13 protein-coding genes and 1 other RNA gene are annotated in these 12,433 nt (G+C 34.7%); 6 read left to right on the top strand and 8 right to left on the bottom strand.

The genetic code is table 11. The features are described from left to right. Positions 1-70 precede the first annotated feature (70 nt). Both AEQSU_RS12240 and AEQSU_RS12235 read left to right on the top strand, forming a co-directional pair. Positions 71-319, top strand: a complete 249-nt coding sequence (locus tag AEQSU_RS12240) for a putative signal transducing protein (RefSeq protein WP_014783181.1) — start codon at positions 71-73, stop codon at positions 317-319. A 1-nt stretch (position 320) separates the two neighbouring features. After that, positions 321-551 (top strand): hypothetical protein, encoded by a 231-nt coding sequence (locus AEQSU_RS12235; protein WP_014783180.1) that lies wholly within the window; start codon positions 321-323, stop codon positions 549-551. 122 nt (positions 552-673) lie between these two features. Here the strand turns inward: AEQSU_RS12235 and AEQSU_RS12230 are convergent, their stop codons facing one another. Beyond that, the gene (locus AEQSU_RS12230) at positions 674-2,299 is read right to left on the bottom strand and encodes an ABC-F family ATP-binding cassette domain-containing protein (protein WP_014783179.1); all 1,626 of its coding nucleotides are present in this window, start codon (positions 2,297-2,299) and stop codon (positions 674-676) included. A gap of 131 nt (positions 2,300-2,430) precedes the next feature. Between AEQSU_RS12230 and AEQSU_RS12225 the strand changes: the two genes are divergently transcribed. Next, positions 2,431-3,828: a thioredoxin-like domain-containing protein gene (locus AEQSU_RS12225; RefSeq protein ID WP_014783178.1), complete on the top strand. Its 1,398-nt coding sequence runs from the start codon at positions 2,431-2,433 to the stop codon at positions 3,826-3,828. Between the two features lie 36 nt (positions 3,829-3,864). Here AEQSU_RS12225 and fsa read toward each other — a convergent pair whose 3' ends face one another. From fsa to ffs, 4 genes are all read right to left on the bottom strand, one after another. Next, positions 3,865-4,518, bottom strand: coding sequence for a fructose-6-phosphate aldolase (gene fsa / locus AEQSU_RS12220; protein WP_014783177.1), 654 nt, complete (start codon positions 4,516-4,518; stop codon positions 3,865-3,867). A gap of 122 nt (positions 4,519-4,640) precedes the next feature. After that, entirely contained in the window at positions 4,641-5,132 is a 492-nt protein-coding gene (locus tag AEQSU_RS12215; RefSeq protein WP_014783176.1) for a hypothetical protein, read from the bottom strand. A gap of 397 nt (positions 5,133-5,529) precedes the next feature. Beyond that, positions 5,530-6,336: an SDR family oxidoreductase gene (locus AEQSU_RS12210; protein ID WP_042491999.1), complete on the bottom strand. Its 807-nt coding sequence runs from the start codon at positions 6,334-6,336 to the stop codon at positions 5,530-5,532. A gap of 165 nt (positions 6,337-6,501) precedes the next feature. After that, an RNA gene (ffs, locus tag AEQSU_RS16320) (signal recognition particle sRNA small type) lies at positions 6,502-6,600 on the bottom strand. Between the two features lie 87 nt (positions 6,601-6,687). Between ffs and AEQSU_RS12200 the strand changes: the two genes are divergently transcribed. The 3 genes from AEQSU_RS12200 to AEQSU_RS12190 all read left to right on the top strand — a co-directional run bounded on the left by AEQSU_RS12200 (position 6,688) and on the right by AEQSU_RS12190 (position 10,650). Further along, positions 6,688-7,734 carry a glutaminyl-peptide cyclotransferase gene (locus tag AEQSU_RS12200; RefSeq protein WP_014783174.1) on the top strand — a complete coding sequence of 349 codons (1,047 nt, stop codon included), beginning with the start codon at positions 6,688-6,690 and terminating at the stop codon, positions 7,732-7,734. 177 nt (positions 7,735-7,911) lie between these two features. Further along, a complete protein-coding gene (locus tag AEQSU_RS16920) occupies positions 7,912-9,006 on the top strand; it encodes a carboxypeptidase-like regulatory domain-containing protein (RefSeq protein ID WP_014783173.1) in 1,095 nt (364 codons plus the stop codon). 120 nt (positions 9,007-9,126) lie between these two features. After that, positions 9,127-10,650: a hypothetical protein gene (locus tag AEQSU_RS12190; RefSeq protein WP_014783172.1), complete on the top strand. Its 1,524-nt coding sequence runs from the start codon at positions 9,127-9,129 to the stop codon at positions 10,648-10,650. Between the two features lie 67 nt (positions 10,651-10,717). Here AEQSU_RS12190 and AEQSU_RS12185 read toward each other — a convergent pair whose 3' ends face one another. From AEQSU_RS12185 to AEQSU_RS12175, 3 genes are read right to left on the bottom strand one after another with little or no spacing between them, the layout of a single operon-like run. Then, positions 10,718-11,224: a lipocalin-like domain-containing protein gene (locus AEQSU_RS12185; protein ID WP_157429281.1), complete on the bottom strand. Its 507-nt coding sequence runs from the start codon at positions 11,222-11,224 to the stop codon at positions 10,718-10,720. A 10-nt stretch (positions 11,225-11,234) separates the two neighbouring features. Then, positions 11,235-11,714 carry a nucleoside deaminase gene (locus tag AEQSU_RS12180; protein ID WP_014783170.1) on the bottom strand — a complete coding sequence of 160 codons (480 nt, stop codon included), beginning with the start codon at positions 11,712-11,714 and terminating at the stop codon, positions 11,235-11,237. A gap of 16 nt (positions 11,715-11,730) precedes the next feature. Continuing rightward, on the bottom strand, positions 11,731-12,426 hold the full coding sequence (locus tag AEQSU_RS12175) for an alpha/beta fold hydrolase (protein ID WP_014783169.1): 696 nt from the start codon (positions 12,424-12,426) through the stop codon (positions 11,731-11,733). Positions 12,427-12,433: the final 7 nt, after the last annotated feature.

The raw sequence follows: 12,433 nt of genomic DNA, 5'->3' as shown, positions 1-12,433 counted from the left end.
CAGCCGCTACAAGGGCGAAGTCTAAAATAAGTTAGTACTTTAGTGATTGAAACATTTAACACTATAAATTATGTCTGAAAATACAGAAGAAACAGTTCGCATATATACCGGATCCGATATTATGGCCGAGGCGCTTGTAGGAAGATTAAAGGAAGCAGCTATTACCCCTATACTTCGAGATGATGAACAAAGCGGGGTTATGTTTGGTTCTGGAAGTAAGTTTGACGATCAAGTTCGTATATTTGTTCGCAAAGATGAACTTGCCGTTGCCCAGCCCATAGTAGACGCTTATTTGCTTGAAATAGGAGAAGAAGAATAATATGTCTGAAACAACAAGAATTTACACCGGCCCTACTTTAATTGCGAAGGGGCTTGTAGCACGTTTAAATGAAATTGGCATTAGCCCAATAGAAAGAAACGATCACGACAGTAGTTTAAAAGCGGGGTTCACAATGAGCATCGCAAACCAAACCATGATTTTCATAAGAAAAGACGAAATGGAAAAAGCAAAAAGTACTATTGATGAGTTTTTAGTGGAAATTGGGGAATGAGTGTTCAGTGTTCAGAAAATAAATTTTAAATTCCAAACAAAACAAGGGTTTAAAAGTGAATATTATTTCAACTTTTAAACCCTTTCTTTTAAACTTCTAAAGTCATAAACTCATCGACTCCACTAAGCCTCAACAGCATACATCTTATCACGAAGTTCCTTTATTTTCTTATCACTCATATACTCATCAAAAGTCATATAACGATCTATTGCTCCGTTTGGAGTTAGCTCGATTATTCGGGTTGCAACTGTTTGTGCAAACTCGTGATCGTGGGTTGTTAGCAAAATAGTTCCTTTAAAGTTTTTCAAAGAATTGTTGAAAGCTGTAATGGACTCCAAATCTAAGTGGTTTGTAGGTTCATCAAGCATTAGCACGTTTGCGCGAAGCATCATCATTCGGCTAAGCATACAGCGCACTTTTTCACCTCCTGAAAGCACATTGCTTTTCTTTAAAGCCTCTTCCCCACTGAAAAGCATTTTCCCAAGAAAACCACGCAAGAAAACTTCTTCGCGTTCTTCCTCCGTTTTAGCATATTGACGCAACCAATCTACCAACGACAAATTATTTTTGAAAAACTCTTCGTTGTCAAGTGGTAAATAACTTTGATTTGTAGTGATTCCCCATTGAAAAGAGCCTGTATCTGGTTTTATGTGACCATTTAATATTTCATAAAAAGTAGTAGCCGCACGTGAATCTTTGGAGTAGATAACCACTTTGTCTCCCTTAGCTAAATTGATAGCTACATTTTTGAATAATACTTCACCATCAATAGAAGCTGAAAGGTTTTCAATATTCAAAATTTGGTCGCCAGCTTCACGTTCACGTTCAAATATGATTGCTGGATAGCGACGGCTTGATGGTTGAATTTCTTCTACGTTCAATTTTTCAAGCATCTTTTTTCGTGAAGTTGCTTGCTTACTTTTTGCAACGTTGGCGCTAAATCGCATAATGAACTCTTGAAGTTCCTTACGCTTTTCTTCTGCTTTTTTGTTTTGTTGTGAACGCTGACGAGCTGCTAATTGGCTACTTTCATACCAAAAAGTGTAGTTACCACTATAATGGTTTATTTTTCCGAAATCTATATCACTAATATGTGTACAAACTGAATCTAAAAAGTGACGGTCGTGAGAAACTACGATCACACAGTTTTCATAATTTGCCAAAAAGTTTTCCAACCAATTAATGGTTTCATAATCCAGATCGTTGGTAGGCTCATCCATAATCAACACATCAGGATTTCCGAAAAGCGCTTGTGCAAGTAGCACACGTACCTTTTGTTTTCCGTCTAGATCCTTCATCAATGTAAAATGCAAACTTTCATCAATCCCAAGGTTTGAAAGCATTGCGGCGGCATCGCTATCTGCGTTCCAACCGTTCATTTCTTCAAAAGTTACTTGGAGTTCGCCTATTTTTTCGGCGTTATCATCTGTATAATTTTCGTAAAGCTTGTCAATCTGACTTTTTATGGCAAATAACTCTTTATTACCACGCACCACAGTTTCCAGCACCATGAAATCATCATATTCATTGTGATTTTGTTCAAAGACAGACATACGTTTTCCTTTTTCCAAATGCACATGGCCAGAAGTAGGATCTTGTTTGCCCGAAATAATTTTTAATAGTGTAGATTTACCTGCGCCATTGGCACCAATAATTCCATATATATTGCCTGTGTGGAACTGTGTGCTCACTTCGTCGAACAACACACGTTTACCAAACTGAACCGAAAGATTTGAAACTGAAAGCATAAATTTTTAAATTTTGCGCAAAAGTAGCTAATTAAGCGTTAAGCCGAAAATATTAACGTTTTAATAATCCTTTTAACGACCATTTAACACAATGCGGCTAACAGCTCGGCTACATTTGTTTTCTAATCCTAATGAAAGCCCGATTGTTTAAAAAATTACTTCTTCTCTTTTTATTTGTATCACTTTTCTCTTGTAAAAACAAGGATGAAAACCTTGTGCAAACTACCTATATAGGCGGTCAAATAATTAACCCTACTCTTGACTACATTATTTTTTCGAAAGGTAATGAGGTTTTAGACACAGTAAAACTAGATGAAAATAATTTTTTTCATTTTAGAACCGATAAAATAAAACCTGGACTTTACAACTTAAAACATAGTGAAAGTCAAGTTTTTTATATTGAACCTGGTGATAGTTTATTACTTCACCAAAATACAGTTGATTTTGATGAATCCCTTGCTTACTCTGGCAGAGGCGGCGAACAGAACAACTTGTTAATGGATTTTTATTTGCAAAATGAAATAGAGAACCGCGATTTGCAAAAATGGTATGGACTTTCATCAAAGGATTTTGAAAAGAAAATCGATTCTTTAAAAGCTTCAAAATTAAAAGAATATGACGAGTTTAATAAAAATAATGAGTCATCAGAAAAATTCAAAAAAATAGCCTTAGCCAATATTGAATACGACTATTATTCAAAAAAAGAATTATTTGCCGCCGCCAACAGAAGCAATCCTGAAAAATTTGACAAACATTTTTTTGACTATCGAAAAAATATAAATTTCAAAAGGAATGATCTTCTTTACTATTATCCATATTATCGTTTTATGAATAGATATTTTGATAATGTTGTTTGTACAAAATTTGATAAAAATGCTTCCATTGATCGTTATTCTTTCAAATATAATTTCAAGAAAATCAAGTTTATAGACAGTGTTGTAACTTTTGATTCTCTCAAAAATAGTCTTCTACAACATAACGCTTATTTTTATTTACTGAATGCAAAAGATGCGAAGGAGGAGGAGCAGTATTTTGAAGTATTTTCAAAAATGAATACCGATAAAAAGCATCTTGAAAAGATAGGAATGCTTTATGACGCAACTATAAAACTTACCGCAGGCCAAACTATACCAAATGTAGCTCTTGTAAATACGGATAATGTTGTGAAAGATTTGCAGAACATAATCAAAGCGCCTTCAGTAATTTATTTTTGGTCTGGAACATCAGCAAAGAACAAAAACCTACATAGCCGAGCGGCGGAGTTAAAATCAAAGTATCCTGAATATGACTTTTTAGCCATAAATACCGATACTCATTTTAAAAAATGGCTTGAAATTGTGAAGAAATCCAATTACCATTCTGACTCAGAATTTCAGCTTGAAAACATTAACGAAGCTGAAGAGAAACTTGTTTTAAATTCTATGACGAAGGTTATTATAGTTGATAAACAAGGAATTATTCTTGATGGAAAAACGAATATGTTCAACTCAGATTTTGAACAACTACTACTCGGTTTTTTGAATAGATAATCACGATCTTACTTGATAACCTCGCACTTAACTTTCTTAATTTCCTTTTTTATAGTCTTCCAAAAACTGCTTTAAACCACTATCCGTTAATGGATGTTTCAGTAAACCTTCAATAGAAGAAAGCGGTCCCGTCATTACATCTGCCCCTATTTTTGCACAATTTATAATGTGCATAGTGTGGCGAATAGAAGCGGCAAGAATTTTGGTTTCGAAACCAAAATTGTCATAAATCAATCGAATATCTGCAATAAGTTCCAGTCCGTCGGTTGAAATATCGTCCAGACGACCAATAAATGGCGAAACATAAGTTGCTCCCGCTTTTGCTGCTAACAATGCCTGACCTGCGGAAAAAACAAGCGTACAGTTGGTCCGAATTCCGTGATCTGTAAAATATTTCATTGCTTTTACTCCTTCCTTTATCATTGGTATTTTTACGACGATTTGCGAATGCAATTCTGCAAGTTCCTCACCTTCTTTTACCATTCCTTCAAAATCGGTTGCAATTACTTCTGCGGAAACGTCTCCATCAACAATATTGCAAATGTCTACATAATGTTTCAAAATATTGTTACGGCCAGTGATGCCTTCCTTTGCCATCAATGATGGATTAGTTGTAACGCCATCAAGCACGCCAAGATCTTGAGCTTCGCGAATTTGGTCTAGGTTTGCGGTATCGATAAAGAATTTCATAGGAGTGGTTTCAAATTAATAGTTGCAAAAATAGTGAAGAAAAGGCTGATTGAATAGGGTTGTTTATAAAGATTGATAAGTTGGTAATTTTACAAAAAGCCGCCCAAAACCTCTAAAATTATTTATTGAAATAAATTCTTCAAATCTGCTTTTGCCTTTACTCTTTCTTTTTTATATCCTTTTAAAGAAGCTGGAAAAATTATTAAAAGAAAAACAAATGGTAAAAGCATTATCCACTCAAATCTATTTTCAGTTACAATGAAATATATTGAAACAATAGAGGTGATAATACTTAAAAAAATAAACAACGCAATAATAAAGAAACTGATACTTGGAATCCTAAACTCTAATTCAATAGAGTGATCGTTAATAATTCCAAAAATAACAGGGCGCCACGATCCATTTTCTCCATAAATATGTTTATGCTGTATTTTGAATTCATTTCCGATGATTATCCCTTCATATTTATTATTTGGCTTTTGAGTATACTGTTTCCGAAATATATAAGAGTCATTAATTAAAACGTTCTGTTCGAATCGTTCAATTATTTGACGTTTATTTAAATTCGTTTCTAATTGAAATTTTTCTTTGGGATAAATTTTAAACATTTCCATAAAAATCTGTTAGCAAAGAAGAATCACTTCAACAAAAATTTAACAATGACCAATAACTTCAACTTTTGACTTCATTATTTTGGTTTACGAACACATCATCCTTTTTCAATATATAAATAGGCATTGTTATTAGACTCACAAAAATTAGTTGAACCGTCTAATTTCCTTTGGTGCTTTTATCAATATTTTTAAAATTCCAAATCCTATAAATTAAATAAACTAAAGCCGGGAAATATATTGTGCTGACTACAATGTTTTAATATTCAAAAGAAACTAAATTGATGGTTATCCAACGAAAAAAATCTATGTGAAAATTTGTCACAGTATAAGCCAATCCCACTAAATATGGAATTGTCAATAATATTTTCAAATATAGTTTAATAGACTAAAATAGGTTTTACTTCAACCCATAATGCTTCAAAAGCATCCGTTCATAAACCTTATCTGGCAAAACACGTTTCAACACAATCGAAAATTTCTGTAATGATGAACCTACTTTATAATGAATTCGCGGGTTTTCAGTTTCAATAATCTTGTGAACTATCTTCGCCATTTCCAATGGATTACCGCCATTGTCTACGTGCTCGTTCATTGTTTTTAGCGTGTTTCCGTAGTCTTTTTTATAGGGAGAGTTTTCTAATTCTGGCGCGTGATAACGACCTGCGGCAATGTTTGTAGCAAAATCGCCTGGCGCGATATTGGTCATTTTTATACCAAACTGCAAGGTTTCCATGCGCAAGGCTTCAATGGTAATCTCCAAAGCAGCTTTACTAGCCGAGTAAATTCCGCGGTATGGAAGTCCCATATATCCTGCAATGGATGTAATATTTAAAATATGCCCAAAACCCTGTTTTCGCATTTGTGGCAAAACAGCTTTTATTACATTTATAGGACCGTGAAAATTGGTTTGAAAGGCTTTTTTAATTTCGTTTTCGGGAGTTTCTTCAATTGGCCCCGTAATGCCAATACCAGCATTGTTTATTACCACATCAATACTTTCAACTTTGCTTAAAATTTCAGCAATAACAGCTTTAATGGAGTCATTTTCATTAACGTCCATTTTCAGGAGTGGAAAAACGGAATCTTTTATCTTTTCAGGGTTCCGGCTAGTTCCGAAGACTTGGTATCCCTTTTTATTAAGATAATCGCCAATGGCTTTACCAATCCCTGAGGAACCACCTGTAATGAGTACTGTTTTTGGCATAAATAGTTGTTGAAAAGCAAAGGTGCATTTCTGCGGTGGGTTTTCCAAATAGTTTAATCAAAAAGAAGATAGAAAAAAGAATTGCAGTTTTGGAATTTGGGATTTGCTTTTTTGGAATTTGCCATTTTTTGTTCCCGCTTCCGAGACTTCGGAACAGGGAACAAAAAATGGCAAGCTACCTACATCACACCGCTACGACCATTTACCTTTGCTGCGTTCCCGCCCTGGAGGATTCAACAGGAGCTGGTTGTGTAGGACTTGCCGCCGCAAAGATAATGGTTTTTACACTTTTCACAAGTATTTTTACATTTCAATTTTAATAAATACCTTGCAATAAATTAATAGTTAGTTATGAAAATCTATAACGTTTTAGTTCCTACACTTTTACTTCTTTTTATGGGAGGCTGCGGAAATAATTCCGATGAAAAAAATAATGCTTTTTCGTTGGAAATTAAAAATCCAAAGAAAACTTACACCACTGAAGATGTACTTACGGTTACATTAAACAATAAAAAAGGTATTGAAATCGATTCTATTCTTTACTTTTTGAACAATGAAAGAATTGAAGTTCCTGGAAATTCAATTTCTCTTTCGGGAATAAAACTTGGTGAAAAAAATCTGAAAGCCAAGATATACAGTGAAGGTGAAGAATATGAGACTTCACAAAAACTCACTATTCTGTCTTCAATAAAGCCGAAACTTTACACCTATAAAATTTTGGAGACATATCCTCACGATATTAATGCCTACACCCAAGGTTTGGAGTTTGAGAACGATACTTTATATGAAAGCACGGGACAATACAAGGAATCTACACTTCGAAAAACAGATTATAAAACTGGTGAAATTTTCAAAATGGTAAAACTTGCAGATCAGTATTTTGGAGAGGGACTTACTATTTTAAACAACAAAATTTATCAACTTACTTGGAAAGAAAACACTGGTTTTATCTATAATTTAGAAACCATGGAACAAACTGGAACTTTTGTTTACAATCAAAGCAAAGAAGGTTGGGGCTTGTGTCACGATGCCGAAAACAACATTTATAAAAGTGATGGTACGGACAGAATTTGGAACCTAAATTCCAATACGCTTGCTGAAAAAGATTATATCGAAATTTTCACCAACACTAGTAAAATAAATAGTGTAAATGAACTGGAATGGGTGGAAGGAAAAATATATGCCAATGTATACCAACAAGGTTCCATCGCCATAATTGATCCAAAAAACGGCGCAGTTGAAGGCGTGATTGACTTAACCGATCTTAAAGATAAAGTTACTCAACATCCAAAATTAGACGTGCTTAACGGAATTGCCTACAACGGCGAACCCAACATTCTTTATATAACTGGAAAAAACTGGGATAAGCTTTTTAAGATTGAAGTTGTTCAGAAGTAATCATTTGTAAATTGTCGGTTTTCAGTTGTCGCAAGTATTTCCAACTTTAGGCACTTTACAGACTTTAGGCACTTGTTACTTTATACTTTTCCCTCACTCAAACGACCGCTTTACTCAAAAGCGGTTTTTTCATGGTTTGATAATTGCTTCCTTTGAATCAACAAAAACCATTAAATCATGAAAAAATCCATCACCATCCGTATTCCAGAGCCTTGCCACGAAGACTGGGCAAAAATGACTTCTACCGAAAAAGGAAAATTTTGCAGCGTTTGCACCAAAGAAGTTTTCGACTTTACTACAAAAACTGATGAAGAGCTGGTTAAAATTCTTTCAAAAAATAAAACTGTCTGTGGAAGGGTTATAACATCACAACTAAACCGAGAAGTGAAACTAGAACGCAAAAGCGGACAAAGTTTTGCTCCTTTCGCTGCATCCATGCTTCTTCCGTTGACATTGTTTTCAAATAACCCAAAATCTTCAACCGATTCTATTTCAGAAAAACCGATGATTTCTTTAGGAATTAGTCGTTTCAGCAATCCTGATAATTTGAGAATGTATATTATCACTAAAGGAATTGTGAGAGATGAAAATGGAGATCCGATAAAAAACGTAAAAATCATTTCCAACGAAACCGAAGCGCAGACTTGGACCAATAAAAAAGGTGAGTATGAAATTTATACGTTGGATAAAGAAATTCTAACTTTCATCAAAGAAAATTACGGAACACAGCAAGTTCGCCTTCGAAAAAAAGCTATAGAAAATGTTTTAATGGAATCAGAAATTGGCAGTCGTACGGTTGTAGTTACAACGGATACGCATGCTTTTGTTACTTCTGGCATGATAGCTGTTGAATCGAATACTGAAGTAGAAAAAGATTCGATTATAGCAACCATAAAAGGAAATGTAACTGACGATACTGGTCTAGCACTGCCTGGTGCAAATGTGATTATTAAAGGAACAACAATTGGAACCCAAACCGATTTTGACGGTAATTATGAAGTTAAAACAAAACCGGGAGATATTTTGTTGTTTAGTTATGTAGGTTTTGAAACAAGAGAAGTGACAGTTTCAAATATTTCAAATACCATTGACGTAAGTTTAGACAACGGGGATTTTATTTTAGGTGAAATAGCCGTCGGAGGAATCTCTTGGGAATACGTAGAAGAATCTCAACCTCACAAAGACAAAGCTTGGCGTGAAAAAGTGAAACAAGCCAGTGAAAACGGTCGTATGTTTTATAAAATGAAATGGGAAAGAGAAAAAAGTAAGTAATAAGCAATTGCAGTAGGCATTTTTAGTCAGACCGCTTATTGCAACTGCCTCCTGAAAACTTCTTCACAATACAATAATAACCTTCATAAAAAGTTATATTTTTACCAAAATTTTACTTGAATGAGGTATTTATATGGATTGGCAATTTTAAGTTGTCTTATTTTATGGAGTTCTTGCCGCAACGATTTTGAAACCGTTGCCAGTACTGGAAACCTTGAGTTTTCAAGAGATACGGTTTATCTGGACACAATTTTTTCAAACATTGGTTCTAGCACCTATAATTTAAAAGTTTACAACCGAAGCAATGAGGACATTAATATTCCCACCGTTCGTTTGGCGCAAGGTGAAGCTTCCAATTATCGTTTAAACGTAGATGGAATGCCTGGAAAAATCTTTGAAAACGTACAGATTCTGGCGAAGGACAGCATCTTCATTTTCATTGAAAATACTTTCGATATTAATAACCTACCTACAAACCCAAAAGAATTTCTTTATACCGACCAACTTCTCTTTGATGGCGGCGGTAACGAGCAAAAAGTAGAATTGGTAACGCTAGTTAAAGATGCAGTTTTCCTTTTCCCTGAAAAATTTGCTGATGGAACTACTGAAACATTAAATCTTGGAGATGAAGAAAATCCTTTTTTAGTAAAAGGATTTTTTCTTGAAGATAACGAACTCACTTTTACCAATGAAAAACCTTATGTTATCTATGGTTTCGCGGCAGTTCCAAACAACAAAACCCTCACTATTGAAGCTGGTGCCCGAGTACATTTTCACAACTTAAGTGGAATTATTGTAGAACAAAATGGAACATTGATAACAAAAGGAGAAAAAAGTAATGACCTCGAAGTGATGGAAAACGAAGTGATTTTTGAAGGCGACCGTCTAGAACCTGGATTTTCAGATACTCCAGGGCAATGGTATGCAATTTGGCTAAGAGGCAGCCTTAGCAGTGTAATGAATTTCACTACCATTAAAAATAGTACTTTCGGTATTCTTTCTGATAATAGCCAGCTCACTTTGAAAAATGTTCAAATTTATAACAGTTCAAACATTGGTCTATTGGCTATAAATAGCGCAGTAACTGGCGAGAATATGGTGGTTAACAACAGCGGTCAATCTTCTTTAGCCATACAATTGGGTGGGATTTATGATTTTAGACATTGTACTTTTGCGAATTATTGGAATGAAGGCTTCCGCTCCTTCCCTTCCGTTTCTATAGAAAATACGCTGGGAGATGCATTGGCAGCAGATTTAATAAAAGCAGATTTTAAAAACTGTATTATCTACGGAAACGAGCGTCGTGAATTATCATTATTCAAAAGCGATGAAAGAGCTTTCAACTTTAACTTCGAAAATAGTCTGATACGTTTTGAAGATCCTAATGGTGAATTCGCGAATAATCCGTTGTATGATTTTTCCAATAGTGCTTTGTTTACAAGCATAGTTCAAAGTGTTGATCCAAAATTTCAGGATACTGAAAAGAATAACTTTAATATTGAAAAAGGAACTTCAGGTGCCGAAAATATAGGTAAAAATGGAGTTGGCCCTGATTTTGATTTGAACGGAACGCAAAGAGGGAATTCTCAACAGGATCACCCTGATGCTGGAGCATACGAAAGCATTGAATTTCCGCAAGGATAAAAAATGAAACTAAATTGAAAAACCCGTCCAATGTGACGGGTTTTTTATTGCGAAAATTTGAAGGAAGTTATCCTACCTTCAACCATTTCAGTTTTAGGTTTGCGTTTTTTCGTTCTACGGGTTGCATTACCAATGTATCGCCGTTAAAGTAGAATCTTCGTTCTGCTGTTAATCCAAATTCTGAAGGATTGGAGTGTGAAAGCTTATAATGGGAAACGATACTATCTTTTTCTGAAACCTTGTAATTTCCCATATAATAATACGATTTCGTGATATGCTTTAAAGCTTCCAAAGAAATTGTATCATTAAAGTTAGGAAACTTTAAACCTGTGTTTTCATATCCTTTCTCATAAAGGTGAAGCGCTACGTGGCCATTTCCGTCATAAAGCAAATAACCATCCATCCCGTCTTTGTAATGGCTCCACGTATTTGTGGCGGTGTCGCGAACTTTCATACTCTCCAGTTTCCAAAGAGCTTTAAGTTTTTGAGGTTTTGATTCGTTGTTCTGGCAGGAAAATAGCAACGCTAAAATTCCTGCGGAAACAATTACTTTCAAATTTTTCTTAATCTTCAAATTTTCAAATTTAGTAATCAATTCTTCCTTCTTTAGCTTCCCACTTTTTAAAGACTTTTCGTCCTTCTTCCCTATCTAGATTGATGAATTTTACATTTCTATCTTCAATATTTTTATCAATTTCATCATAAATAAAATGGTCGTCGAAGCCTATTTCCGCTGCGTCTTCTTTGGTGCAAGCATAATAAACAGCCTTTGGACGTGCCCAATAAATAGCGCCTAAACACATCGGGCACGGCTCGCAGGAAGTGTAAATAATACAATCGTCCAATTGAAAAGAACCCAGTTTTTCACAAGCTTTGCGAATAGCTACAACCTCAGCATGCGCCGTTGGGTCGTTGCTTGAGGTTACTTGATTAAAATCTTCGGCAATTATTTCTCCGTTTTTTACTACTACTGCCCCGAAAGGTCCACCAGCTTCGGAATTCATTCCTTTTTCAGAAAGTTCAATGGCTCGTTTTATAAATTGTTTGTCTTTTTCTGTAATCATTTTCAATAAATTTATTTTAGTTATTTGTATTCATAAAATTATTTACGACTGCAACAATTGTATCCACAGGAGCAATTTCAATGGGATGTTTCAAATTTTTAATCTCTTGAAATGATCCGTTCGGCAATAATTTGGCTACATTTTTTGATTCAGTTTGAGTTGACATTGTATCCAATTCTCCCAGACAAATCAGGGTTTCATTATTTATTTTGTAAAAATCGGTTTGTTTCAATGTTGGATTATCTCCTAAATCGCGCATCATTTTAGCGGTTTTTAAAACTACGTTTTTCCAATTTTGAGTTCCGTGAAGTTGCTTGAGTGATTCTACAAATGCAGGAACTTTAACTTCCATAATCTCGGGATTTAGCAGTTTTATTTCGCATTCAGCGAACATTGGAGTCCAATCAAATTTGGTTCCCAAGGTAATTATTTTCCCCACCAAATCCGGGTGCTTCAATACTAGATATAAAGCCACATAACCGCCCATACTATATCCGAAAATATCAATTTTTGAAATTTTATTTTCCCTCAAAAAATTGATTGCGTTTTCGGCAAAAAGTTCAATTGAAAAATTGGTCTCGCTTTTTGATTTTCCGTGACCTTCAAAATCTAAGCTAAAAACTTCTCTTTCAAAAGAAAGCTTTTCTCGCAAAGAAACAAATTGCTCTTTGCTTCCTAAAGCACCGTGCAGCAATAAAATAGGTGTTTTCATTATATAA

Source organism: Aequorivita sublithincola DSM 14238 (genome assembly GCF_000265385.1).
Lineage (GTDB): Bacteria > Bacteroidota > Bacteroidia > Flavobacteriales > Flavobacteriaceae > Aequorivita > Aequorivita sublithincola.
The sequence above is the reverse complement of the archived record's forward strand: the minus strand, read 5'-3'. Positions and strand labels throughout refer to the sequence as shown.

Excerpts from the sequence above, each read along its gene's own strand:
- AEQSU_RS12240 (WP_014783181.1), top strand. The coding sequence starts at position 71 with ATGTCTGAAAATACAGAAGAAACAGTTCGCATATATACCGGATCCGAT.
- AEQSU_RS12235 (WP_014783180.1), top strand. The coding sequence starts at position 321 with ATGTCTGAAACAACAAGAATTTACACCGGCCCTACTTTAATTGCGAAG.
- AEQSU_RS12230 (WP_014783179.1), bottom strand. The coding sequence starts at position 2,299 with ATGCTTTCAGTTTCAAATCTTTCGGTTCAGTTTGGTAAACGTGTGTTG.
- AEQSU_RS12225 (WP_014783178.1), top strand. The coding sequence starts at position 2,431 with ATGAAAGCCCGATTGTTTAAAAAATTACTTCTTCTCTTTTTATTTGTA.
- fsa (WP_014783177.1), bottom strand. The coding sequence starts at position 4,518 with ATGAAATTCTTTATCGATACCGCAAACCTAGACCAAATTCGCGAAGCT.
- AEQSU_RS12215 (WP_014783176.1), bottom strand. The coding sequence starts at position 5,132 with ATGGAAATGTTTAAAATTTATCCCAAAGAAAAATTTCAATTAGAAACG.
- AEQSU_RS12210 (WP_042491999.1), bottom strand. The coding sequence starts at position 6,336 with ATGCCAAAAACAGTACTCATTACAGGTGGTTCCTCAGGGATTGGTAAA.
- AEQSU_RS12200 (WP_014783174.1), top strand. The coding sequence starts at position 6,688 with ATGAAAATCTATAACGTTTTAGTTCCTACACTTTTACTTCTTTTTATG.
- AEQSU_RS16920 (WP_014783173.1), top strand. The coding sequence starts at position 7,912 with ATGAAAAAATCCATCACCATCCGTATTCCAGAGCCTTGCCACGAAGAC.
- AEQSU_RS12190 (WP_014783172.1), top strand. The coding sequence starts at position 9,127 with ATGAGGTATTTATATGGATTGGCAATTTTAAGTTGTCTTATTTTATGG.
- AEQSU_RS12180 (WP_014783170.1), bottom strand. The coding sequence starts at position 11,714 with ATGATTACAGAAAAAGACAAACAATTTATAAAACGAGCCATTGAACTT.
- AEQSU_RS12175 (WP_014783169.1), bottom strand. The coding sequence starts at position 12,426 with ATGAAAACACCTATTTTATTGCTGCACGGTGCTTTAGGAAGCAAAGAG.